The 23,199-nt window shown below is 70.6% G+C and carries 17 protein-coding genes and 1 tRNA gene; 8 read left to right on the top strand and 10 right to left on the bottom strand.

Going from position 1 to position 23,199, the window contains the following annotated elements; translation table 11 throughout:
* Window positions 1-128: 128 nt before the first annotated feature.
* From glmU to PBV52_RS18845, 3 genes are all read right to left on the bottom strand, one after another.
* A complete protein-coding gene (gene glmU / locus PBV52_RS18855) occupies window positions 129-1,577 on the bottom strand; it encodes a bifunctional UDP-N-acetylglucosamine diphosphorylase/glucosamine-1-phosphate N-acetyltransferase GlmU (RefSeq protein ID WP_274239627.1) in 1,449 nt (482 codons plus the stop codon).
* Window positions 1,578-1,703: 126 nt separating this feature from the next.
* Window positions 1,704-1,776 (bottom strand) — tRNA-Gln (locus PBV52_RS18850).
* 14 nt (window positions 1,777-1,790) lie between these two features.
* Window positions 1,791-2,651 (bottom strand): hypothetical protein, encoded by an 861-nt coding sequence (locus PBV52_RS18845; protein ID WP_274239626.1) that lies wholly within the window; start codon window positions 2,649-2,651, stop codon window positions 1,791-1,793.
* A gap of 167 nt (window positions 2,652-2,818) precedes the next feature.
* Between PBV52_RS18845 and PBV52_RS18840 the strand changes: the two genes are divergently transcribed.
* Window positions 2,819-4,153, top strand: coding sequence for a sensor histidine kinase (locus PBV52_RS18840; protein ID WP_274239625.1), 1,335 nt, complete (start codon window positions 2,819-2,821; stop codon window positions 4,151-4,153).
* 19 nt (window positions 4,154-4,172) lie between these two features.
* Here the strand turns inward: PBV52_RS18840 and PBV52_RS18835 are convergent, their stop codons facing one another.
* Window positions 4,173-4,667, bottom strand: a complete 495-nt coding sequence (locus PBV52_RS18835) for an SUKH-3 domain-containing protein (RefSeq protein WP_274239624.1) — start codon at window positions 4,665-4,667, stop codon at window positions 4,173-4,175.
* A 50-nt stretch (window positions 4,668-4,717) separates the two neighbouring features.
* Window positions 4,718-5,242, bottom strand: coding sequence for a YwqJ-related putative deaminase (locus PBV52_RS18830; protein ID WP_274239623.1), 525 nt, complete (start codon window positions 5,240-5,242; stop codon window positions 4,718-4,720).
* 308 nt (window positions 5,243-5,550) lie between these two features.
* Here PBV52_RS18830 and PBV52_RS18825 point away from each other — a divergent pair, with 308 nt between their 5' ends.
* The 3 genes from PBV52_RS18825 (at window position 5,551) to PBV52_RS18815 (ending at window position 10,635) form a co-directional block, all read left to right on the top strand.
* Entirely contained in the window at window positions 5,551-6,546 is a 996-nt protein-coding gene (locus tag PBV52_RS18825; protein ID WP_274239622.1) for an SMI1/KNR4 family protein, read from the top strand.
* A gap of 8 nt (window positions 6,547-6,554) precedes the next feature.
* Entirely contained in the window at window positions 6,555-9,338 is a 2,784-nt protein-coding gene (locus tag PBV52_RS18820) for an SUKH-4 family immunity protein (RefSeq protein WP_274239621.1), read from the top strand.
* A 409-nt stretch (window positions 9,339-9,747) separates the two neighbouring features.
* Window positions 9,748-10,635 carry a DivIVA domain-containing protein gene (locus tag PBV52_RS18815; RefSeq protein ID WP_274239619.1) on the top strand — a complete coding sequence of 296 codons (888 nt, stop codon included), beginning with the start codon at window positions 9,748-9,750 and terminating at the stop codon, window positions 10,633-10,635.
* 581 nt (window positions 10,636-11,216) lie between these two features.
* Here PBV52_RS18815 and PBV52_RS18810 read toward each other — a convergent pair.
* From PBV52_RS18810 to PBV52_RS18800, 3 genes are all read right to left on the bottom strand, one after another.
* Window positions 11,217-12,827 carry a cation acetate symporter gene (locus tag PBV52_RS18810; RefSeq protein ID WP_274239617.1) on the bottom strand — a complete coding sequence of 537 codons (1,611 nt, stop codon included), beginning with the start codon at window positions 12,825-12,827 and terminating at the stop codon, window positions 11,217-11,219.
* A complete protein-coding gene (locus tag PBV52_RS18805; protein WP_274239615.1) occupies window positions 12,824-13,279 on the bottom strand; it encodes a DUF485 domain-containing protein in 456 nt (151 codons plus the stop codon). The genes PBV52_RS18810 and PBV52_RS18805 overlap by 4 nt, the downstream gene beginning before the upstream one ends.
* Window positions 13,280-13,456: 177 nt before the next feature.
* A complete protein-coding gene (locus tag PBV52_RS18800; protein ID WP_274239614.1) occupies window positions 13,457-14,599 on the bottom strand; it encodes a hypothetical protein in 1,143 nt (380 codons plus the stop codon).
* 121 nt (window positions 14,600-14,720) lie between these two features.
* Here PBV52_RS18800 and PBV52_RS18795 point away from each other — a divergent pair, with 121 nt between their 5' ends.
* From PBV52_RS18795 to PBV52_RS18780, 4 genes are all read left to right on the top strand, one after another.
* Window positions 14,721-15,656 (top strand): SEFIR domain-containing protein, encoded by a 936-nt coding sequence (locus PBV52_RS18795; protein WP_274239613.1) that lies wholly within the window; start codon window positions 14,721-14,723, stop codon window positions 15,654-15,656.
* A complete protein-coding gene (locus PBV52_RS18790; protein WP_274239612.1) occupies window positions 15,657-17,294 on the top strand; it encodes a hypothetical protein in 1,638 nt (545 codons plus the stop codon). It abuts the gene before it with no gap.
* A complete protein-coding gene (locus PBV52_RS18785) occupies window positions 17,291-18,358 on the top strand; it encodes a MoxR family ATPase (RefSeq protein ID WP_274239611.1) in 1,068 nt (355 codons plus the stop codon). The genes PBV52_RS18790 and PBV52_RS18785 overlap by 4 nt, the downstream gene beginning before the upstream one ends.
* An 82-nt stretch (window positions 18,359-18,440) precedes the next feature.
* Entirely contained in the window at window positions 18,441-22,103 is a 3,663-nt protein-coding gene (locus PBV52_RS18780) for a toll/interleukin-1 receptor domain-containing protein (RefSeq protein ID WP_274239609.1), read from the top strand.
* Here PBV52_RS18780 and PBV52_RS18775 read toward each other — a convergent pair.
* Together PBV52_RS18775 and PBV52_RS18770 are read right to left on the bottom strand one after the other, a co-directional pair.
* Window positions 22,100-22,312, bottom strand: coding sequence for a DUF397 domain-containing protein (locus PBV52_RS18775; RefSeq protein WP_274239607.1), 213 nt, complete (start codon window positions 22,310-22,312; stop codon window positions 22,100-22,102). The two genes, PBV52_RS18780 and PBV52_RS18775, sit on opposite strands and share 4 nt — an antisense overlap.
* A complete protein-coding gene (locus PBV52_RS18770; RefSeq protein WP_274239606.1) occupies window positions 22,284-23,123 on the bottom strand; it encodes a helix-turn-helix transcriptional regulator in 840 nt (279 codons plus the stop codon). The genes PBV52_RS18775 and PBV52_RS18770 overlap by 29 nt, the downstream gene beginning before the upstream one ends.
* Window positions 23,124-23,199: the final 76 nt, after the last annotated feature.

The following is a 23,199-nucleotide window of genomic DNA, read 5'->3' as shown; positions in this document are numbered from 1 at the left end:
CTGTCTCCTCAGAGGTGTCACAGCTGGGTGTCGAGAGACCACGCCGCTGGGCGCGACGAGCCGTCTCAGCTGGTGGGTGCGGGTGTGTACTTATCACGGTACGCCGTGTTTGACGCACCTGTTTCCGGTCAGCCCTCGTCCTCCCCCTGACGGGAGGCCGCCTCGGCCGCCCTCGCGGCCGCACTGCCCGGACGCTTACGAGCCACCCAACCCTCGATATTCCGCTGCTGACCGCGGGCCACGGCCAGCGAACCGGGCGGCACATCCTTCGTGATCACAGAGCCCGCAGCGGTGTACGCGCCGTCCCCGACCGTGACAGGAGCCACAAACATGTTGTCCGAACCGGTACGACAGTGCGAGCCGATCGTCGTGTGATGTTTGTCCTGTCCGTCATAGTTCACGAAGACACTCGCGGCACCGATGTTGGAGTACTCACCGATGGTCGCGTCACCGACGTAGGACAGATGCGGGACCTTGGTCCCCTCCCCGATGGAGGAGTTCTTGGTCTCCACATACGTACCGATCTTGCCCTTGGCGCCGAGTCGGGTACCAGGACGGAGATAGGCGAACGGCCCCACGGACGCCTGCGCCCCGATGACCGAACTGTCGGCCACGGTGTTGTCGACCCGCGCCCCCGCGCCGACCTTCGTGTCCTTGAGCCGGCAGTTGGGCCCGACCTCCGCGCCCTCGCCCAGGTGGGTGCGGCCCTGCAACTGAGTGCCCGGATGGACGACAGCGTCCTGCTCGAAGGTGACAGTGACGTCGACCCAGGTGGTCGCGGGGTCGACGACGGTGACACCGTCGAGCATGGCCCGGTGCAGCAGCCGGTCGTTCAGAATCCGACGGGCCTCGGAGAGCTGCACCCGGTTGTTGATCCCGGCGATCTCACGGTGATCACCGGCAACGGAGGCACCGACGCGGTGACCGGCCTCGCGCAGGATCCCGAGAACGTCGGTCAGGTACTCCTCACCCTGACTGTTGTCCGTACGGACCTTCCCGAGGGCATCGGCGAGCAACTGCCCGTCGAACGCGAAGACACCCGAGTTGATCTCCCGGATCGCCCGCTGCGACTCGCTCGCGTCCTTGTGCTCGACGATGGCCGTCACCGCACCGGAGGCACCGTCACGCACGATCCGCCCGTACCCGGTCGCGTCCGGCACCTCGGCGGTCAGCACGGTGACGGCGTTGCCGTCGGTGGAGTGCGTGGCGGCGAGGTGGGTCAGGGTCTCGCCGGTGAGGAGGGGAGTGTCCCCGCAGACGACGACAACGGTCCCGTCCACGGTGCCACCGAGCTCATCGAGGGCCATCCGTACGGCGTGCCCGGTGCCGTTCTGCTCGGCCTGCACGGCGGTGCGTACGCCGGGGTCGATCTCGCCGAGATGCGCGGTGACCTTCTCGCGTGCGTGCCCCACGACCACGACCAGGTTCTCGGGCTGCAACTCGCGCGCGGCGGCGAGCACATGACCCACGAGGCTGCGTCCGCAGAGCTCGTGCAGGACCTTCGGTGTGGCCGACTTCATACGGGTGCCCTCACCCGCTGCGAGAACGACGACGGCTGCCGGGCGAATGGCGCTCACGGGATGCCCTTCGGCTGTGGAGGGGGTGGGGTGACATCCGCAGGATACCGGGGCGTTTCGTGGGGGACATGGGAGCGGGCCCTGACTTGGCAGTCAGGGCCCGAACCGAGGTCTTGTGTGCTGAGGCTCCCCCGCAAGGATTCGAACCTTGTCCTGCTGGTACCAAAAACCAGTGTGCTGCCATTTACACCACGGGGGACAGCGACTCAGACCTTACCGGAGACCCGCCTGGCACTGGGCCACGATTCCCTCCCACCAGCCCTCGATGCGGTTGTAGAGCTCGGCGCTTCTCGCAACGGTGACGACCAGGCAGCCGTGGTAGTCGTCGCCGGTGTTCTTGCGAACGGTCTTCGGGTTGTGCTTCTTGAGCGTCGGCTTGGCGAAGATCGAGACGTCCACATCGGCGATGTCCGCCCAGTAGCGCTGGGCCGCCTCGACGTCAGCGGATTCGTGGATGAGCACACGAAAGCGCAGACGCTCCCGGTCCACGTCGAGCAGGTCGAGCCACGCGAGATAGACCTTGATCACGCCAGGGTCGCTGTTGACGAAGATGGCCCGCTCGCGCCGATCGTACGGCTTGCTCTTGGAACCTTCGGCCCAGTACAGCGCGATCCCGGTCATGAACAATTCGCGGTCCGTCAGCTCACCGATGTCCCTGCAGGCCGCGAGCTTGGTCCTCTTGCGCTCCTTGTCCTCCGCGGCGCGGCGCTTTGCCAGGCCCTTCTGCATGAGAGCCAGTTGCTCCTCGGGTGTGTAGCGGGGCTCGGGCCTCGGAAGATCCCGCACCCACAGCGACACCGAACTCCTGGAGCACCCCAGCTCCGCCTCGATCTGGTCGTACGTCCACCCCTGGAGCCGTAGCCCCCGCGCCTTCGCCTTCAGGTCGTCCTTCGCGTTCGGTCGCTTCGTCCACTCCGGCGGCGGTTCTCCCTTCACCAGCTGGTTGAGGATGTCGTTGTTGAAGATCTTCAGCTCGTCCCGGATCTGTCGAAGGCTGTAGCCCCGCCGCCGCAGCGCCACCGCCTGTTCCCGTAGCCGCTCGAAGTCGGCGTATTTGCCCTGTGCATGTGCCATAGGCGTACCGTCCGGGCGGAATGATCGCTTCCGGAGTCGAACGGTGAGCGATTCAGCAGTTCGAGGGATATCGGGCTGTTTCGCTTCCGTTCGGTTACGGACTGTGGTGTAGGCCAGTCCGTAAAACTCGCCGGAAAACCATCGAGGCCCGCCCGTAGGCTGGAGCCATGACCACGACGGGGGAAGACCACGCCGAGGCCCCGCCACCGGGGGCGGGGCCGTGGTGGTGGGACAGGGTGCGCAGTGCGGTGCTGGACGTGAGTCTGGCTGTCGTGTCCGCGCTGGAGTGTGGGTTTGAGGGGGATCGGTTCGCGGGGGATGCCGGGATTCCGGAGGCCGCGGGGGTCGTGTTCGGGGTTCTGGCCGGGGCGGCGCTGGTGTTGCGGCGGCGGTGGCCGATAGCCGTCGTGCTGGTGTCGATCGCCGTCATGCCCGCCCAGATGGGGTTCCTGATGGGCATCGTCGGGCTGTACACCCTCGCCGCTTCCGAGTTGCCGCGGCGGATCATCGCCTCACTGGCGGGGATGTCGTTCGTCGGGATGCTGATCGTGACGTTCGTGTGGGTGCGGCAGGGTGTGGCGAGTGGGGATCTGACGTTCGGGGACTGGGTCGTTCCCCTGGCCTCTCTCACCACGGCCGTCGGCATGACCGCGCCTCCTCTCCTGCTCGGGCTGTATGTGGGGGCTCGGCGGCGGCTGATGGAGAGTCTGCGGGAGCGGGCCGACAGTCTTGAGCGGGAGCTTCAGCTGCTCGCCGAGCGGGCCGAGGAGCGGGCCGAGTGGGCGCGGAACGAGGAGCGGACCCGGATTGCGCGGGAGATGCATGACGTGGTCGCGCATCGGGTGAGCCTGATGGTGGTGCATGCGGCCGCGCTGCAGGCTGTGGCCAGGAAGGATCCCGAGAAGGCGGTGAAGAACGCCGCGCTGGTGGGGGACATGGGGCGGCAGGCGTTGACCGAGTTGCGGGAGATGCTCGGTGTGCTGCGCAGTGGGGGTGGCGGTGCGGAGCGGGAGCGGCGGGTTGTGGTGTCGCTTGCCGCTGTGGGGGCTGCTGCCGCCGCCGCGGCCGATCGGGAGCGGGGTCTGGGGGACGAGGGGGCTGCCGAGGGGCCTTGTCTGTCCGAGTTGGATGAGTTGATCGGGCAGTCGGCCGCTGCGGGGATGGTGGTGGATCTGTCCGTGGAGGGGGAGTGGCGGTCGTATGCGCCGGAGGTCGAGCAGACGGCGTATCGGGTGGTGCAGGAGGCGTTGACGAACGTCCACAAGCATGCGGCGGGGGCGAAGACGCACGTGCGGCTCGCGCATCGGGTGTCGGAGATCGCGATGCAGGTGGAGAACGAGCCGCCGCCGGAGGTGGCGTCGGCGGCGTCGGCGCGGTTGCCGTCGGGGGGCAACGGCCTGGTGGGGATGAAGGAGCGGGTGGTGGGGCTGGGTGGGGTGTTCGTGTCCGGGCCGACGGATGCGGGGGGTTTTCGGGTGTCGGCGGTGATTCCGGCGGCGTAGTCGCGGCGGCGGGGGTGGGTCAGCCCGCTGTCAGGCGTGCCGGTTCTATGCCGGAGACGAGGCCGGCGAGGGCTTGGTCGATGTCGGGGCCGAGGTACCAGTCGCCGGTGTGGTCGAGGGCGTAGATGCGGCCCTCGGTGTCGATGGCGAGGAGGGCCTGGGTGTCGGTCTCGGTGCCGAGGGGGCAGACCTCGGTGTCGAGGGCGCGGCCGAGGTCGCCGAGGGTGCGGGCCATGTGGAGGCCGTGCAGCGGGTCGAAGTGGATGTGGGCGGGGGCGACCTGGCGGCCGGGGCCGGTGGGGGTGAGGTGGAGGCCGCCGAATTCGGCCCAGGCCTCTACGGCGGCGGGGAAGACGGCGTGGCGGTGACCGGCGGGTGAGGCGTGGTCGCGGAGGGTGTCGGCCCAGAACTCGGCCTGTTTGATGTCCCAGCGTCCGGGTTGCCAGCCGGCGGCGCGCAGGGTGGCGTCGACGGGGACGGGGAAGCGGGTGGTTGAGGTGCGGTCGGCTTGCATCGGCCCTTCGTTCGTCGTGCGAGTGGTGCGTGTGGTGCGTGCGTGCGGGGTCAGTTGCCGGTGGTTGTCGGGTCGACGATGCGGACGCCGAAGTGGGCGCTGAGGGCCGTGCAGGCCCGGCAGGGTGCGGCGAAGCTGCCGTGCAGGGGGTCGCCGTCCTCGCGGATGCGGCGGGCGGTGAGCTTGGCCTGCTTGAGGGCTTTGCGGGCTTCGCCGTTGGTCATGGGTTTGCGGGCGGCGCGTTTGCTGCGGGCGTCGTCGGCGGCGGCGAGGTGCCGGGAGATGAGGATGGTCTCGGCGCAGCGGCCGGTGAAGCGGTCGCGTTCTGAGCTGGTGAGGGTGTCGAGGAAGTCCTGGACGAGGTGGTGCAGTGGCGGGGGTTGGTCGCCGCGGGCGGCGGTGCCGGTGAGGGTGGCGCCGCGGACGGAGAGGGCGGCGGCGACGGTCGGGAGTATGCCGTCGCGGCGGTGACGGAGCGTCGGCGCGTGGGGTGTTTCGGCGGTGCTCCAGCCGATGCGGGGGTCGCCGGAACTCGCTGCGTGTGGGCCTGTCTGCGTCGCGTTCATGATCATCATCCCCTCCCGAGCATCCCCCGGGCATGCTCTCGGACGTCACAGAGTGCCAAAAGGCGTGGCGGGTGCGGAAGCTGGGGCCGCGCGACACGCCCGGGTTTGGGCGGGCTGTCACGGCGGGGTGACGGCTGGTCACGGAAGCGGAGGGGGTGGTGCCCGGTGCCGGTGACCGGTGTCGTCGTACCGCATAGGCTGTCGGCACCGCTTTCCATGCGGTGACGTGGGGACGCAGACGAGACAGCCGATACGGGGCGTTGTGACCGAGTGTGGTCATGGCGGGCCGTATCAGAACGCCGCAGGGGGCAACCGCCATGACGACAGGTCGGCTCGGGCAGCAAGCCGCGCCGCCGAACGCGGCCTACGCCGGGCAGGTCGTGCATTTCCCGGATCCGGTTCGGGCGTCACGTCACCCGAGAGGAGTACGGGTGGACGAGCATGGTTACCCCGACTTCTCGCCGTATGCGCGGGCGGCGGCGGAGATCGCGGAGCCGCCGGAGGGTTTCGGCGTCGACGAGTTGCGGCTGACGGACTACGTGTCGGCGAACGCGGCGCTGGCGGCGTCGGGGCACGACCTGTGGGACACGATCCCGGCGGTGGCGACGCCGCACGGCTGGACGTGGCATCACGTGGTGGGTTCGCGGCGGCTGGAGTTGGTTCCGGTCGAGGTGAAGGCGCTGCTGCGGCATCACGGTGGGATCGCCACGTCGACGGTGGACCAGAACAAGCGGGGGACGCGGCCGTTGCAGGAGACGCGGCCGGCGCACTTCGGGCTGCCGAAGTCGGGTGTGGCGGTGACGGAGTCGCAGGTGCTGGGGGCCGAGGAGGATCTCGGGTACCGGCTGCCGGGTGCGTGTCGGTCGTTCCTGAAGGCGGCGGGTGGCTGTGCGCCGGTGGGGACGGCTCTGGACGCGGAGTTGGGCCTGCTGGTCGACCAACCGCTGTTCACCGTGCGGGACGAGGCGGCGGTCAACGACCTGGTCTACGTCAACAAGTGCCTGCGGGACCATCTGACCAAGGACTACCTGGGTGTCGGGTTCGTGCAGGGCGGTTTGCTGACCGTGAAGGTGAAGGGCGAGCGGCTCGGTTCGGTGTGGTTCTGCGCGTACGACGACGCGCGGGACGTGGATCCCTCGTGGTCGCCGGCCGAGCGCGTGGAGCGGTTGCTGATGCCGTGCGGTGAGGACTTCGACGTGTTTCTGTCCCGACTGGCGGGTTCGCCGCCGGAGTTGGAGACGGTCGCGAATCTGATGGTGGATGGTGGGTTCGCGCATGCGGTGCCCGTGGCTGCCGCGGCTGTGGGGGAGTGAGCTTCGCGATGGTGACGTTCGCGCAGGCGCAGGAGCGCGCGGAAGAGTGGATCAACGGGGATGTGCCGTCGTACCAGCATCGTGAGGTGCGGGTGCGGGAGTTCGAGCTCGGGTTCGTGGTGTGGGCCGAGGACCGTGCGGACGGGCCGAGCTCGGACGGGGGTGCGCAGCGGCTGGTGATCGCCCGGGACAGTGGTGAGGCCACGCTGTGGCCTTCGCTGCCGGTGGGTGAGGTGATTCGCCGGTACGAGGAGGAGTACGGCCGCGCGGACGCGGTTGCGGAACCGGCGCCGGCTGCTCCGGCTCGGGTGGACCTGAATCAGACGTCGTTCCTGCTGACTCCGCCGGAGTGGTTGCAGGAGGCGGCGGACCGGATAGGGGTTCCGGATCGGCGGGGCGGGGGGCCGGGGTCGGACTTCGACACCCGTGCCGGTGCCGGTGCGGGGGTCGGTGCTGGTGCCGGTGTGGCTGTGGATGCGGGTGCGTCCGGTGCGTCCGGGACCGGCGGATCGGGGATGCCCGGTGTGCCTGACGGGGCGACTCCTTGGGCCGGCACGGACACCAACGCCGATGTCGGTGAGGACCGTTCCGTGCCGTTGCCGGAGACGGTGTTCGCGCCGCCGTTGAGCGGTGACGACACCACGCCGCCGGACGCCAAGACAGCGCTGATGTCGGGCGGCAGCCAACTTCCGTCGACGGCGGTCGAACCGGCGGTCGACGATCCGAGCGCGCCGGGTGGCCAGGGTGGTGCGCCGCAGGGCAGCACGCCGCCGCCGGGGCCCGGTGCGTCGTCTTACGGCTATCCGCAGGGTGCGGGTGTGCCGGGTACGCCCCCTCCGGGGCCGACGCCTCCGCCGGTGCCGGGTGCGCCTTCGTACGGCTATCCGCAGGGTGCCGGTGCGCCGCAGGCGCCGGGCGGGCCGGGGCAGCCGCCGGCGCCGAACGCCGGGGACATCGCCGATGCCGCGACGAGCAAGGCGGCGCCTCCTCGTGCGCGGGGTGGGGCGACGCCGCCTCCGCCGCCGGGTGCGCCGGGTGTGCCGGCGGGTGGGTACGTTCCGACGCAGCTCGTGTCGGCGTTGGGGCCCGGTGGACCTGAGGGTGCTGCCGGGCCGGGGGCTCCGCAGGGGCCGGGTGCCGCTAACGCGCCTGGCGTGCCGCAGCCGCCCGGCGCCCCCAACTCGCCCGGCGGTACGCCTCCGGGCGGTGTGCACCATGCCGCCACGGTGCTGGCCGACCCGGGCCGGATGGGTGGCCCTCCGCAGCCTCCGGGCGCCCCGGGCATGCCTGGTGCGCCGCAGCCTCCCGGTGCCCCGGGTGCCCCGGGTGCACCTGGAACTCCCGGTGCGCCGCAGCCTCCGGGTGCCCCGCACCCTCCCGGCGCCCCGGGCATGCCAGGTGGGCAGGGCGCCCAGGGTTCTTCCGGCGGTGCGCGCGGTGCCGTACACCACGCGGAGACCGTGCTGGCCGGGCCCCCGGTGGGCGGCCCCGGTGTGCCTCCGCCGCCGCAGGCGCCCGGCGTCCCGCAGCCACCGCAGGTCCCTGGCACGCCCCAGCCTCCGGGCGCTCCTGGCGCTCCTGGCGCTCCGGGTATGCCGCCGGGCGTGCCCCAGCCTCCTGGCGCTCCCGGTATGGCTCCGGGCGCCCCTGGCATGGCTCCGGGCGCTCCGGGTATGCCGCCCGGTGCCCCGCAGCCGCCTGTGCCGCCGGGTGCGTTTCCGCCGCCTCCCGGGCAGCCGGGTCCGGGTCAGCCGGGTCCGGGTCAGTCCGGTCCGGGGCAGCCCCCGGCGTACGGCTACCCCCAGCAGCCCACCGGCCAGCCGACCGTCGGCCCCGGCTACCAGGCCGTCCTGCGCTACCGCGCGCAGGACGGGTCGGAGCAGCAGCTGATCCGGCGTTCGGCGCCGGGTACGCCGCACCCGGAGTGGCAGATCTTCCACGAGCTGCGGGGCATGAACGTGCCCCCGGACCAGGTGCTGGAGCTGCACACGGAGCTGGAGTCGTGTGAGCTGCCGGGTGCGTACTGCGCACGGATGATCCGGGAGCAGTGGCCGCAGGCACGGATCACGTCCATCGCGCCGTACGGCACGGATCACGCGAGCCGGCAGCAGGGCATGCAGCAACTGCTGGCGCACCAGGGCGAGTTGCACCAGGTGGCCGACGGGCCCGCCCGCCCGGCGCCGGTGCGCGCGCCGCTTCCGCAGGTGCAGGCGGCACCGCCGATTCCGCCGGAGGGCGTGGCGCAGGAGCTGGCGGGGGCGTTCGGGCCGGGGCTCTTCCGGTTCGAGCAGGCCGCCGTGTCCCGGCAGGGCGTGCCGCCGGTCGTGGCGCACAGCCTGGTGGTCGGCGGGCTGCCGATGGACTTGGGCCCGTTCTTCTGGGCGCAGGCCCAGCCGGGGCGGCCCGTCCCCACGCTGGCGGAGCTGGCGGCCGAGCGCGGGGTGCAGCCGGCGTCGGACGCGGGCTCGTACCTCGTCATGGGCAGCGACTTCGGCAAGGCGCTCTGCGTGCAGTACGGGACGGCGCACATCGTCGCCGTCCCCGTGGAGGCGGGCCCGGGCGGCGCGCCCGTAGCGCCGCAGTTCGTGAACACCGGGCTGCCGGAGTTCCAGCGCTGCCTGGCGCTGCTCGGCCGGATGTGGCGTCTTCGCTTCGGCCTGAACCAGGAGCAGGCGGGCCGCTGGACCGTCGACTTCCAGGCCCAGCTCGCCGCCCTCGACCCGGCGGCGCTCGGATCGCCGGAGAGCTGGTGGTCGGTGCTGCTGGAGCAGATGTGGGACGGGTTGCTGTGAGGCTTCCCCCTCGGCTGTCGGTAGGTAGGTAGGTAGCGAAGGGTCGGCTCTCGGTTGTGTGACACCGGGGCCGGCCCTTTCGCATGCGCCCGCGCACCGCGCACCGCGCACCGATCGCCCGTACCCCAGTGCCCCGCGCGCCACCTCACCCGCACGCCTTTACGCCCGCGCGTCACTTCACCCGCTTGCCATTGCACCCCGCTCCATCACGCCCCCGCGCCCTTACGCCCCGCCCCTCCGCGCCCCTGCGCCTCGGCATCTCTCCTCTGTGTCTCTGCGCCCGTGCCGTGCCCCTGCGCCTGCCTCGTGCCCCTGCGCGCGGAGTGTCGCGTTATGAGCGATTCCACCTGATACATCAAGATGGGCGCTAAATCATCATTTTTGTAGTTCGGTGGAGAGGGGTTCCAGGATGAGCAGCGCACCGGTCTCGCTCTACGACTTCGCGGTCGTACGAGGGCGTGGCTACCGTCCCGAACAGGTCGACGCCTACGTCGACGCCCTCTTCAGCGACCGCGACGCGGCCTGGGAACGGGCCGCCCGGCTCACCGTGCTCGCCCGGGAGATGGAGGAGGAGGTGGAGCAGCTGCGTGAGGAGGTGGCGCAGCTCGCCCCGCAGACGTACGAGACGCTCGGGGGGCGCGCGCGGCGGATCCTCATGCTGGTGCAGGAGGAGGCCGAGACCCTGCGGGAAGGTGCGCGGCAGGAGGCCCAGGCCCTGGTCGACGAGGCGCAGAAGCGCGCGAACGGCGTGCGTGACGCGGCACAGGCGTACGCCGATGCCGTACGCGCCGATGCGGAAGAGCGTGCCGATGAGCGGTTGCTCGCGGCGCGTGCGGAGGCGATCGAGCTCCGTGTCACCGCCCGGCGCGATGTGAAGGAGGGGCGCGGGGAGGTGCTCGGCACGTTGCGCGAGGTACGGGAGCGCACCGCCGGGATGCTCACCGAGCAGGACAAGGAGCACACCACGCGGTGGACCGAGTTCGAGCGGGAGGCCGAGGAGCGGCTGGCGGCGCTGGAAGTGTTCGAGAAGGAGGGGATGGCGCGGGCCGAGGCCTCGCTGGCCGAGGCGGAGCAGGAGCTCGCGGACGCGCACGCCTCGACGCAGCGCTTGCAGGAGGAGGCGCGGGCGCGCGCGACGGAGCTGCTCGCGCAGGCTCGGCGGCGGTCGGACGCCATCGCCCGGGAGACGGAACGGGTGCTGCGCGAGCACGGGGACATGTGGGACGACGTGCGGGCGCACATCGGGCAGATGCGGGTCAGTCTGACGGCGCTGACGGGGCAGGCGGCCCTGGAGTGAGTGCCGCCGCCAGGGTGGGAACAAGGCGGGATTGGGAACTGCCCGGCACCGGAGATGAGCTGAGGAACCAGCCCACCACCGGCGAGTGACCCGCCCCCGCTCACCGACCAGCCGGTCACCCAGCCCCGGTCCGTCCAGTGCCCAGCCACCCAACTCCGGGCCGTCCAGCCTCCGGGCCGTCGCGCCCCGAGTCGTCCAGCCCCGAGTCGTCGAGCGCCCGGCCGTCCAGTCCGCGGGCCGTCCAGCCCCTGGGCCGTTCAGCCCCTGGGCCGTCGCGCCCCGAGTCGTCCAGCCCCGAGTCGTCGAGCGCCCGGCCGTCCAGTCCGCGGGCCGTCCAGCGCCTGGGCCATCCAACCCCCGGGCCGTCCAGCCCCGAGTCGTCCAGCGCCCGGGCCATCCAGCCCCGAGCCGTCGAGCCCTCGGCCGTCGAGCCCTCGGCCGTTCAACCCCCGGGCCGTCCAGCCCCCGGCCATCCACCCCCGGACCACCCAGTCCGAGGCCCACCCCACCCCGGACCCCCCAATCCGAGGCCCACCCCACCCCGGACCCCCAGCAGTCAGCTCCCCCCAAACCCCCAGCAGTCAGCTCCCCCTCCGCACCGCCCCCGCCAGAATCCACCCCTCCACAGCCTCGTACTGCCGCCGCTGCTCCTCCGACTTCCCCCGGCCCGACACGACCGTCCCCAGCCAGCCGAAGAGGAAGCCGGCCGGGATCGACACCAGCCCGGGTGTCGTGAAGGGGAACCAGTTGAAGTCGGCGTCGGGGAAGGCCGAGATCGGTGATCCGGAGACCAGATTGGTTCCCGGCATCAGCGCGAGCACGACCACCGAGCCGCCGATCAAGGTCCACAGCAGACCGGCGCGTGTGTACCGGCGCCAGAACAGGCTGTAGACCAGGGCCGGGGCGATGGCCGAGGCGCCCAGGGAGAAGGACAGGGTCACCAGCGGCTGCAGGCTGCGGTGCTGGACCATCGTCGCCAGCACGATCGCCGGGACCCCCACCGCCAGCGCCGACAGCCGCGCCAGCATCATCTCGCGGCGTCCGGACAACTCCCGTACCCGCACGGCGAACACGTCATGGGCGAGGGAGTTCGCGCAGGCGAGGATCATGCCCGCGACCGAGGCGAGCACGGTGAGGAAGATGGCCGTGGTGACCGTCGTGAACAGGAGGGTCTCCGCGGTGGAGACCTCGGCGCCGAAGGCGGCCCTGGAGCCCAGCAGATACGCCGTGTTGCCCTGCGGGTCCGCCCCGGCGATCACCTCACGCCCGATCAGCGCCGTCGCGCCGAAGCCGATCACCGTGATCACCAGCACGAACAGCGCCACGCCGGCCACCGCCCACGACATCGAGCGCCGCACCTGACGCGCGCCCGTCGCCGTGTACATGCGCATCGTGATGTGCGGCAGACACGCACCGCCGAGGACGACCGCCAGCTGCGAGCTGATCATGTCCAGGCGGGGATGCGGGCCGCCCGCGAACTGCAGCCCCGACTCCAGGAAAGCCGACCCGACCCCGCTCTGCTCCGCCGCAGTGCTGAACAACGCACCCGGATCCCAGTCGAACCGTGCCAGCACCAGTACGGCGACGACGGCGCCCGACCCGAGCAGCATCACCATCTTCAGGATCTGGATGAGCGCGGTGCCCTTCATGCCGCCGATCGCCGCGTAGCTGATCATCAGCACGCCAAGGCCGACGATGCACCCCGTCTTCAGCGAGTCGCCCGAGAACCCCAGGATGAACGCGAGCAACTGCCCGGTCCCCGCCAACTGAACCAGCATCAGCGGCACCAGCGCGGCCAGCGTCACCGCGCACGCCGCGATCCGCACCCCCCGCCCCGGCATACGCCGCGCCAGCGCGTCGCCCATCGTGAACCGGCCCGCGTTGCGCAGGGGTTCGGCCAGCAGGAACATCAGCAGCATCAGCGACAGGGCCGTGCTCAGCGCCAGCACGATCCCGTCGTAGCCGCACAGCGCGACCACGCCGGTCGTGCCCAGTACGGTCGCCGCGCTGATGTAGTCGCCGGCGATCGCCAGGCCGTTGCGCATGGGGGAAAGGGAGCTGTAGCCCGTGTAGAACTCGTCGAGGTCGTCGCGGTCCGGGCCCATCATCACGCACAGCAGCAGCGTGATGGTGGCCACGGCACAGAAGGCGACCAGCGACATCGCCTGCGCGTCTCCGCTGAAGTCCGTCATCGCCCCGTCCCCCTCTGCCCCGTGCCCCTCTGCGCCGCCCCCCTCTGCGCCGACTCCCGCTTGGCTTCCACCGCGGCCTCCTTGCGGATGCGGTCCGCGAGCGGGTCGACGTAACGGCGGGCGGTGTACTCGTAGAGGCCTATCGCCAGCAAGGTGACGGGCAGTTGGAGCAGCGCCAGCAGCAGGCCTGCGGGCAACCCCTCGGCGATCGTGCTCGACATGAAACCGGGCGCGAAGGCGGACAGGATCAGGAAGAGGATGAAGTACCCGAGCGCGGTGAGCGTCGCCACGCGGCGCTGCCAGCGGTAGGCGGTGCGCAGGATGCGCAGGTCGCTGTGGTGGCCGAGGGGTGGGTGGTCGGGGGTTCGGTGTCGTGGGGGTGGCGGTGGCTGCGGTGGGGCGGGCGGTTGCCAGGGATAGGTGGGCGAGTACGGGTCGTACGGGGAGGACATCCCGTTGCTCCTTGCATGGCTCGGGTCCGGTGCGGCGGACGCAGGGAGGTGGGGGGCGGGCGAGCCATGCACGTTACTTCGCAGTACGGGAATGCGTGCGGTTTTCACCAAACTGAGCAGTCGGTATGCGCTTACTACGCCAAACCGTGCCTGACCTGGGGTGTTACCCCCGTTAACTCAGACCTTTGAGTGCGGGCGTGGGCTGCGGGCGTGGGTGCGGGCGCGGAGCGCCTTGCGGTAGCTGTCGACCGCTTCGCCGACCCATTCCATGCGCTCTCGCATGTCGTCGGAGGTGCGGCTTCTGACGAGGGTCCGCAGTACGTAGTCGGGAGAGAACTCCCCCGCGAAGCCGTTCGGGGCGTTGGAACGGATCATCGGCTCGTTGGTGAACACCGAGGAGTCGTCGTCGGAGTGCTGGTACGTCCAGCGGCACGGCCAGAGCCGCAGCGCGGTCTCTCCGACGTACCTGACCGCCCCTTCGAAGAACCCGTCTGCGGCCGCCGCCTCCAGTGAGTCGGGGCCGTCGAAGCGGTCCAGCACAAGCCGTTCCAGCTCCGAGAGCGAGTCGAGCGAGTGGTCGAGGGGGAAGCCGTCCGGCAGATGGGCCGTTCGCCACCGCTCCAGCGCGGCGTCCATCGAAGCCAGCCACTCGTCAAGACACCGGCGGGACTCCTCGCTCGCGTGCAGGCGGTCGTCCTCCACGTACCAGGCGAGCGTCTCGGGCTCCGCCGCGGGCATCCCGTCGCGCACCCAGTTGCCGAGCTGCACCGGCACCGGCAGACCGAACTCCTTCAGCCCTTCTGCCTGGTCGGGCGTCAACAGGAGCCACCAGGCGTCGTAGGACTCCTCGTCCAGCTGGTAGAAGCCCCGTGGATCGTCGTTGCCGGGCACGAGGTCGCCGATGGCGTCGAAGGCGGCGTTCCAGTCCATGTAGCGGGTGCTGTCGGAGAGGTGTTCCGTCGGGTGCCAGATCGAGCGGCCATTGCGCCGGAAGTGCAGGTACTCGTCGCCGTCCTCGTCCGTCACCAGCTCGACGTCCTCGACGACCACCGAACCGCCCGAGCACGCCGCCGCATCGATCAGCAGCTCCTCGTACCCGTCCTCAAGATCGCCCGACACCTTTTCCGGCATCTGAAAGCCGAGGCCGCATTCGCCGACGAGGAAGGTCAGCTCGTCGGTGTCCTCGAACTCCTCGTCCAGGTCCATGCCGATCCCGGCGGCCTCCGCCAGGCCGGCTGCGGCCTGTTCGTCCGTCGCTATGCCCAGGCGGACCAAGGTGTCCGCAAACCCACGGAGGGTGTGTCGTGTTGCGTTGGTCATGACGGCACCCTGTCATGACCCCGGTGATGAGGTGAGCTCCGCGAAGAGGCCTCCCTCCAGCGCCTGTTGAGCCATCATGGACGCACTCGTAGTGGTGCGCGGGATGCAAGGGGGAGGCCACATGAGTGACGTGTCGGTGCCGGGGCGGGTGTTCATCTCGTACGCCCATGACGACGCGGGGCACATCGACAAGGTCAGGGACTTCTACCACTTCCTGCGCCGGTGCGGAATCGACGCCGACCTGGACCTGCCCGCAGGCGAACGCCGCCGGGACTGGGCGCTGTGGATGTTGCGCGGCATCCGGGACAGCCGGCACGTGATCGTCGTCGCCTCGCCGGAGTACAAGCGGCGTGCGGAGGGCGATGCCGCGCCCGGTGAGGGCAAGGGGGTGCAGTGGGAGTCCATGCTGCTGCGGAACCTGGTGTACGAGGATCATGCCGCCGCGTTGGAGAAGATCGTCCCCGTCGTCCTGCCCGAGGGCTCCGCGAAGGACCTGCCCCTGTGGCTGGGCGGCAGCCCCACCGGCCACTACGCCGTCGAGGGGTTCGCCGTCGACGGCGCGGAGAAGCTGCTGCGGCTCCTGACCGGGCAGCCGTACGAGACGGAGCCGCCGCTGGGGCCGAAGCCGGTGCTGGCGCCGCGTGAACCCGCTGCGGCCGCCACGCCGTTGGTACTGCACCCGCCGGTGACCGCGTCGGCGCCGGTGCCGCCTCCGGAGCCTCCGCTGCCGACCTTCGTGATGCCTGAGCCGAAGGATCTGATCGACGCGCTCATGGCCTGCCGGAAGCTGCGTCAGCTGTACTACCGCCATGAACTCCTGGAGATGATGAGCGAGTCGCTGGGCGGCCCGGACTATGTCTTCGACGTGCCCGAGTCAGCCGAAGCCCGGACACATCTGCGCGCGCTCGACGGCCGTATCCGGCGTACGACACTGATGGCCGACGCGGTGCTGAAGGTGATGTACCTGTCCTTGAAGGAGATCGCACCGGACGACATCGGCACCAAGCGAGTGCGGGAGCTGCTCGTCGCCTGCGGACTGGTGCTCGGGGAGGCGTGAGTGTTCCGCCACCTGCGTCGCAGACTTTCCGTCGGCCGTACCGCACCCCAGGGCACCGGCCCGACCCCGCCCCGCCCGGAGCGCGAGACCGAGCGGGACACGGAACAGCTCCTTGTCGGGATCCTGGCCGCCATCCCTCGGCTGCGGTCGGTCGACGGGCGCAAGGACCTGCTGCAACAGGCAGACCCCCGGCTCGGAGACGCCGCCCCCGAGCACAACGTCACCCGTGACCATCTGCATGCCATCGTCGCCACCGCTCGGCGCACCGGGACGCTGCAGTCGTTGCGGGACGCTCTGGCGTGCGTGGAGCCGGACGACATCGCCACCGAGTGGTTCGATCTGGCGGTCGTGGTCCTGACCGGGCCGCCCGGCCCGTTGCCCGCGCCCTTCATGCTGGAGATCATCGGCGAACTGCACAGACATAAGGCGGATTTCGGCCGGACGGCGGTGCACCAGTACCGCACCGAACGCCGCACCGCAGGCCGACCACTGGACGCCGACCGGCTCCCGCAGGTGCTGGCCAAGCTCTACGACGCACGGGTGACTCCCGCCGAACCCGACGCCCCACGCACCCAACTGCTGCGCTTCCTCGCCCTGCTGGCGGCGGAGCCCGCCATCGGGCCGCAGCTCGCCCGTCTGGTCGCCTCCGTCCAGGGGCGGGGAGCGGGCGCCGGAACCCCGCCCGCGAGCGGCGACCGGCAGATCATCATCCAGATACGGGTCGAGGAGGAGGACGCGCCGAGCGACCTGCCGTACACCCAGCGCCGCTACTCCCTGCGCGGCTATCACTACGAGCGCGTCGGCGACGGCCGGCCCGCCTTCCGGGGCTCGCAGTCCCTGCCCGGCACCTTCGCCGGCGGCGAACTGAAGGACTGCGGCCGCGGTTTCCTGGCCGCCTGGCAGGAACCGGCCGAGGCCGGCCGGGGAGTGAACAAGCGGGTGGAGTTCCTGCTGCCGCACTCGCTGCTCGACCACCCCGCCGAGTCGTGGCCCGGTGGTTCGGCCGGCGTGCCCCTCAGCCGCAGCTGCCAGGTCGTCGTCCGCTCCCTGACCCGGTACAAGGACAGCACGATCCACGACGAATGGATCCGCCGCTGGCAGGCACTGGAAGCAGCGGATCGCGACGGCACACCGGGCGACGCGCTGGAACGCATCGGCTGGATGGGGCCCGACACTCCGGAACGGGCGGACGGCCAGAACCCCACGGCGAAACCCTGGAGTTGTCCCGGCAGCAGCTATTCGTCCCTACGGCTGTCCGACCCCGCCGACGTCGCGGACTGGTTGCTCGAACACGCCGACCTGTCCTGCCTGGGACTGGGGATCCCGTACGACCACCGTGACGAACTCATCCGGGAAGCGGTACGAGGCGCCCTGCTGGAAGACGGAATCCCGGTCATGGTCTGGCGTCGCGACGACGGCGACCCGGGCTCGCTGCTGGACGTCCTGCGCCACTGCCGGCCGCTCGACCGGCTGGCAGACCTGCCGCACAGCGTGCACGAGGCCCGTAAGCGCGGGCGCCGCGACCCCGAGAGCGTGCACAACCGGATAACCCTGCTGTGGGACGACCCGACATGCGTCTTCAGCGGCCAGGACCAGCCGATGACCGGTACCCGCGGGGCCGGCGAAGGAGCAGCATGACGAAGAAGCCGGACTGGTGGGTCTACGAGGGGACGGGCACCCCGCACGACGGCATCAGGAACCTGCCCAAGGCACCCCCGTGGCGCGCCTTCCGGCACGGCGGCGAACAGCCGGCCCGGCTGCTCGACACCCCGCAGGCCCCCGACGACGACGCCGTCCACCGGCATCTCGGCCGAGAGGGCCAGGGCGTCGCGTACCAAGCCGGTGAGCGCGAGATCCACCTCGTCAACCTCGCCCTGCACCTGCGCCGCCCCCTGCTGCTCACCGGCAAGCCCGGCACCGGCAAGTCCACGCTCGCGTACGCCGTCGCGCAGGAGCTGAAGCTCGGCCCGGTGCTTCGCTGGGGCATCACCAGCCGTTCCACCCTCAAGGACGGGCTGTACGAGTACGACGCCGTGGGCCGTCTCTACGACGCCGGCCTGCGCAACGCGGGCTCCCTGACCGGCGGCCGGGAGGGCGAGGCGCCCCCGCCGCCCGACATCGGCAAGTACATGTGGCTGGGACCGCTCGGGACGGCCCTGCTGCCGTGGAAGCGGCCCAGGGTCCTGCTGATCGACGAGATCGACAAGAGCGACATGGACTTCCCCAACGACCTCCTGAACGTCTTCGAGGAGGGCGAGTTCGTCATCCCCGAGCTGGCCCGGATGGAGGGCAAGGAACAGACGGTCATGACCGCCGACCGTAAGAAGGTGCAGGTCAAGGGCGGTGAGGTGGCATGCGCTCAGTTCCCGTTCGTCGTGCTGACCAGCAACGAGGAGCGGGAGTTCCCGATGGCGTTCCTGCGCCGCTGCATCCGGCTGGAGATCGGGGCGGCGGACAAGGGGCGTCTGGCCGGCATGGTCGCCGCGCACCTCGGGGAGCCGGGGACCGGCGGCAACGGCTCCTCCGCCGAGGTGCGGGGCAAGATCATCGGTGACTTCCTCACCAAGCAGCGGGAGAAGGGCACGCTCGCCAACGACCAGCTGCTCAACGCGCTGCTCATGGCGGAACGCGGGCTGTGGAACGACGAGACGGGGCGGGCCCTGCTGGACGAGGATCTGTTGCGGCCGCTGGATCGGGGCTGAGCGGGCCGTGACGGGGGCTGAGGGAGCCGAAGGAGCCGACGGAGCGGGGGGAGCCGGGGGAGCCGCGGCCGGGCCCGGTTCCGTGCCCGACGACGTCCTGCGGGAGGAACTGGCCCGCCTCCTGGACGCGGGAGGCGCGCCGGACGCCGACGATGCCCTCGACGTGCTGTGGATCGCCCGGCTCAGCGGCCTCGACCCGGTCGACTGGTCGCTGCTCGGCAACGGGACGGACCCGACGCAGCCCCCGCCCCCGGCCGCCCCGGTCGCGCCCCCACCGCAGGACGATGACCCCGCCCCTGACACCGGCCCCGAGTCTCCGTCGGCCCGCCTCCACCTTCCAGGCGGCACCGACGGCACAGCGTCCGCCGGCCCCGGCGGCGCACACGCCATCCGCGTCGCCCAGCCCCAGGCCCTCCCCGATGCCCTCGCCCTGACCCGAGCCCTGCGCCCTCTGCGCCAGACGGTGCCCTCGACTCGCGCCCGCACCCTCGACGTGGAGGCCACGGCGGCAGCCTCGGGCGATACCGGGCTGCTCCTGCCGATCCTGCGCCCTGCCCCTGAACGCCGGTTCTCCGTCGACCTGTTGATCGACACGGGCACGACGATGAAGGTCTGGCACCGCCTCGCCGATGAGCTGCGGACCCTGCTCGCCCGGCACGGTGCCTTCGCCGACGTGCGGGCGTGGGCGCTTCAGACCGACGGTCCGGAACCGACGCTGGCGCCGTTCCGACGCAGCGGCGCGCAGGCGGCGTCGACGGTACGGCGCTGGCGGCAGGCCTTGACGGACCCGGCCGGGCGGCGCGCGGTCCTGGTCCTGACAGACGGGGTGGGCCCGTCCTGGTACGGCACGGAGCTGCCTGCGGCGCTGGCCGACTGGTCCGTACGACGCCCCGTCGCCGCGCTCCAGGTGCTGCCCGGACGGCTGTGGCACCGTACGGCGCTGCGTACGTCTGCGGTGCGGGCGCGTGGCACGCAGACCGACCGGGCGACGATCGAGGTGCGGTCGTCGGGGCCGTTGCCGGGCATCGCCCGCGGGCGTGCGGGGGCGGAGGACCGGGCGCGGATCCGCTGGCTGCCGGTGCTGGAGGTGTCCGGTGACTGGCTGAGCCCGTGGGCGCGGCTCGTGTCCGGCCGTACGACGGACTGGCTGCCGTTGCGGGCCGCCGCGCTGACCGTCGTGGAACGGCCGAGCCCTGTGGGCCCGGGTGACGAGCCGAGCAGTCCGGCGGCCTGGATCGAACGCTTCGAGGAGGGCTACTCACCCGAGGCGTTCCGGCTGCTGCGACTGCTGGCGGCTGCTCCGCTGAGCCTGCCGGTGATGCGGCTGGTCCAGCGCACCATGCTGCCGGCCTCCACGCCGATGCATCTCGCCGAGGTCTTCCTCTCCGGACTCCTTGTGCGCCGTACGCCGATCGAGCCCGGTGGGGATCCGGACAGTGTGCTGTACGACTTCCGGGACGGCGTGCGGGACGCGTTGCTGGAGCGGCTGAGCCGTACGGAGTCGTTGCGCGTGCTGACGCAGGTCGTCGACGGCGTGAGCGAGCGGGTGGCAAAGACGTTTGGTGGGGTGACGGACTTCGGGGCGCTGTTGGCCTCCGCAGGAGAAGTCGGCGGGCTGGACGGGCGCGAACTTCCAGAGGGGAGCCGGGCGTTCGCGGAGGTGGCCTGGGCCGTCATCGCCGGGGTCGGCGGGGACCATGCCGAGATCGTGGAGAAGCTGACTCGGGGGCGGGTGGGGGAGGCTGCGCCGGCGCAGCCGGAATCGGCACTGGAGCAGACGGAGAAGGAGCCGCGGGAGAGGCGGCCGCGGCTGTTCTCGCGGTGGCGTCGGAATCGGGGGCGTGAGCCGGAAGGGGCCATGGCCGTCGGCGACGTGGGGCCGGTCGAGCTCGGTGAGAGGGTGCCGAGCCGGATGCCACCGCTTCCGCCGTTCTACATCCGCCGGGATGAGTTTTCGGATGTCTTGGATGTGATCCTCAAGGGCAACCGTTCGGGGTACAGACGCAAACCGTTGCAGTACGGGACGAGGTGTGTGATCGAGGGAGCTCAGGGCATCGGCAAGACCGCCCTGGCCATCGACTGTGCGCAGGCGTTCGCCCGTACGTTCACCATGGTCCGCTGGATCCGCGCCTACAACGGCGAAGTCCTCCTCGAAGACCTCACCGCCCTTTCGGACGACCTCGGCCTCCCATCTCCTGCAGACCGGGCGGAGTCACGATTGGGCCCCCTCTTCGACTATCTGCGCGACAACCCGGGCTGGCTGCTGATCTACGACGGCGTCACTTCGGAAGCCTTCGTAACCCGCCCTGGGTCGGCACCGTCGTTCCTGTGGTTGCCGCCGTACGCCGGCAGCTTGCTGATCACCGTCTCTGAGGGGACGCCATGGCGAAACAGGGCGCATGAGGCTCTGGAAACGGTAACGGTGACCCTGGGCAACCTCAGCCGTGAATCAGCCGTGAACTACCTCCAGGGGGCGCTTGCCCGATATCGCGGAGAGTTGTGGCACGACGTCGCCGAACTGAACCGCCTCGTCGATGTCACGGGAACGAATCCGCGCATGTTGACTCAAGTTGCGTCGACGTTCGAGACGGGGCCCTGGACGGGCAGTGACCCTGTCCAGTGGATGCTGGTCGGCCGCCCGGAAATCAACCGGTTCCTGGATTCTCTCGTCTGGATCACCGAGGCCGACGTCGTCATCGGTACCGGGATCGCCGTGCGGTCCGACGCGGTTTTGACCACCGTCTTCCGCCCGAGGCGCGGTGTGCTTTGCCACGTTCACGCGCGCAGCGGACCGCCCCTTCCGGTGCGTGGATCATGGGTGCGAAGTGACCATCCAGAGCTGTTCATGCTGAGGGTCGACGAGGGCATTCTCCCGGCGGCGCCCCTTGCCCACCCGGACGATCGCGCGGTCGCCGCGGCGTGGTGGGAGAAGTTCGGGAAGGGCTCGGCGACGGTCATGATGGGCCACGCAGAGTCCAGGGCCCATCCCCCTCCTCCGGGCGCCGCTCTGATCGACGCGAACGGAAGACTGCGCTCCATTGCCGCGCAGTCCGCTGAGGGCGGGGCGCGGATCGACATCACGTCGGCATTTGTCGAGGGCTTTTCGTGGCAGGACGGACTGAAAACCGAGACCCGCGACCGTGAGTGGGAGCTGACGCCGCCGGATGCTCCGCAGCGACGGCCGATGTTCTATCTGAGCTGCGCTCGATCGCACGGTGAATCCCTGGACTCAGTACGCCACTTCTTCGACGATCTGTGCGACGTCCTCTTGGAACTGAGCAGTGCGCGGTCGGCGCCGGGCTACGGCCCCGGCTTCGACTTCAGCGGAGGAGTGCTCCCGGGCATGCGCTGGGACGGGCCGACACAACGCGCACTGGCAGGGGCCCAGGTGTTCGTGCCCCTCTACTCCCCGCAGTACTTCAAGGACGAGCGTTGCGGCAGGGAGTGGGACGCCTTCAGCCGGCGGCAGGTGAGGGAGAAGCGCTCGGCGATCGTGCCCGTGTTCTGGACACCCGTCGGCCCTGTGCCGCCACTCGCCCGGAACCTAGCGCTACGGAGCCGTAGCCGTGACTACACGCGCAGGGGCCTGATGGCTTTGTGGGAATCCGATCGCGTCGAGTACTACAGGGCGGTGCGGGAGATCGCTGAGGGCATCGTGGCAGTGGCTCAGGCGACCCGGCTCAGCCCCTGCGAGCCCAGCCTGTTCAACGGCCTACGCAACGTCTTCGAGGAAGAGCAGGCCTAACGGACCTCGTCGACGAACGCCGTCCAGGCGGGGGCCGAGAAGACGATCGCCGGCCCGGTGGGGTTCTTGCTGTCGCGGACGGGGACGTGGGTGGGGCGGGCGGTGTCGTTGACTTCGAGGCAGTTGTCGCTGCTTCCGCCGCTGTAGCTGGACTTGCGCCAGCCGTGCAGTGCCGATGCGTCAGGGGTGGTCGGCTCGCTGCTCTTCATGTTCGTAATCCTCTGCGACGGACCGGAGCAAGTCCAGGGACTTACGGTGCGACAAGGCGTCGCCCAGTGCTTGATCGTAAAGCTCTTGGCATGCGCGCACTGCGGACGGAAGCTCCAGCACGCGCCCGCTGTTCACGCCCTCTGCGTACGCGATGGGCGGCTGGTCGTCGAACCACATGAGGGAAAGGAAGCCAGCCTGGAGGGCGTGGGCGCCCACGGAGTACGGGAGTACGTGGACCCGGATACGGCGGCTCGCGCCCAGCTCTGCAATGTGACGAAGCTGTTCGCACATGACGCCAGGTCCGCCGACGACCCGCCGCAGTACGGCTTCGTCGATGAGGAAACACGCCTCGGGCGAGTGGAACGTGTCGAGGATCCGGGCCCGTTCGAGCCGGGTGGACACCAGCTTGTCGCGTTCCTCGTCGCTCGGGCGCGGATAGCCGGTGCCAAGCACCTCGTACGCGTACGCCTTCGTCTGCAACAAGCCCGGCACCAGATTGGGGGCGTACTCCTTGACGATCGTGGCCTTTCCCTCGAACTCCAGCGCCTCCTTGAAGTGCTCCGCCACTTTCTTGCCGTCGAGCGTCGGCAGGAAGTTCACGAAGAACCCACCCGCATCCAGCACCTGATCCAACCGCCGCGCATCATCCGGATCCGGCCTCCGCCGCCCACCCTCGATATGCGCAATGTGCGTGCGCGACATCACCGCACGCTGGCTCAACTCCTCCTGCGTAAGCCCCGCCGCCTCCCGCCGCCGCTTCAGCTCCGCCCCGTACTGCTCCCGCGAACGCGGATTGTCCTCGATCGCCACGCGTGCAACTCCCCTCAGTGCAGACACCGTTGTCACGCTGAGCCACCTTCCGAGCGTACCCGCGGTGACGCCACTG

Source organism: Streptomyces sp. T12 (assembly GCF_028736035.1).
In the GTDB taxonomy this organism is placed as follows: domain Bacteria; phylum Actinomycetota; class Actinomycetes; order Streptomycetales; family Streptomycetaceae; genus Streptomyces.
Note: the sequence above shows the minus strand (reverse complement) of the source record. Positions and strands in the feature narration are given on the sequence as shown.

Bases quoted from the DNA above. Each gene is read 5' to 3' on its own strand.
- PBV52_RS18845 (WP_274239626.1), bottom strand. From the start codon at position 2,651: ATGGCACATGCACAGGGCAAATACGCCGACTTCGAGCGGCTACGGGAA.
- PBV52_RS18840 (WP_274239625.1), top strand. From the start codon at position 2,819: ATGACCACGACGGGGGAAGACCACGCCGAGGCCCCGCCACCGGGGGCG.
- PBV52_RS18835 (WP_274239624.1), bottom strand. From the start codon at position 4,667: ATGCAAGCCGACCGCACCTCAACCACCCGCTTCCCCGTCCCCGTCGAC.
- PBV52_RS18830 (WP_274239623.1), bottom strand. From the start codon at position 5,242: ATGATGATCATGAACGCGACGCAGACAGGCCCACACGCAGCGAGTTCC.
- PBV52_RS18825 (WP_274239622.1), top strand. From the start codon at position 5,551: ATGACGACAGGTCGGCTCGGGCAGCAAGCCGCGCCGCCGAACGCGGCC.
- PBV52_RS18820 (WP_274239621.1), top strand. From the start codon at position 6,555: ATGGTGACGTTCGCGCAGGCGCAGGAGCGCGCGGAAGAGTGGATCAAC.
- PBV52_RS18815 (WP_274239619.1), top strand. From the start codon at position 9,748: ATGAGCAGCGCACCGGTCTCGCTCTACGACTTCGCGGTCGTACGAGGG.
- PBV52_RS18810 (WP_274239617.1), bottom strand. From the start codon at position 12,827: ATGACGGACTTCAGCGGAGACGCGCAGGCGATGTCGCTGGTCGCCTTC.
- PBV52_RS18805 (WP_274239615.1), bottom strand. From the start codon at position 13,279: ATGTCCTCCCCGTACGACCCGTACTCGCCCACCTATCCCTGGCAACCG.
- PBV52_RS18800 (WP_274239614.1), bottom strand. From the start codon at position 14,599: ATGACCAACGCAACACGACACACCCTCCGTGGGTTTGCGGACACCTTG.
- PBV52_RS18795 (WP_274239613.1), top strand. From the start codon at position 14,721: ATGAGTGACGTGTCGGTGCCGGGGCGGGTGTTCATCTCGTACGCCCAT.
- PBV52_RS18785 (WP_274239611.1), top strand. From the start codon at position 17,291: ATGACGAAGAAGCCGGACTGGTGGGTCTACGAGGGGACGGGCACCCCG.
- PBV52_RS18775 (WP_274239607.1), bottom strand. From the start codon at position 22,312: ATGAAGAGCAGCGAGCCGACCACCCCTGACGCATCGGCACTGCACGGC.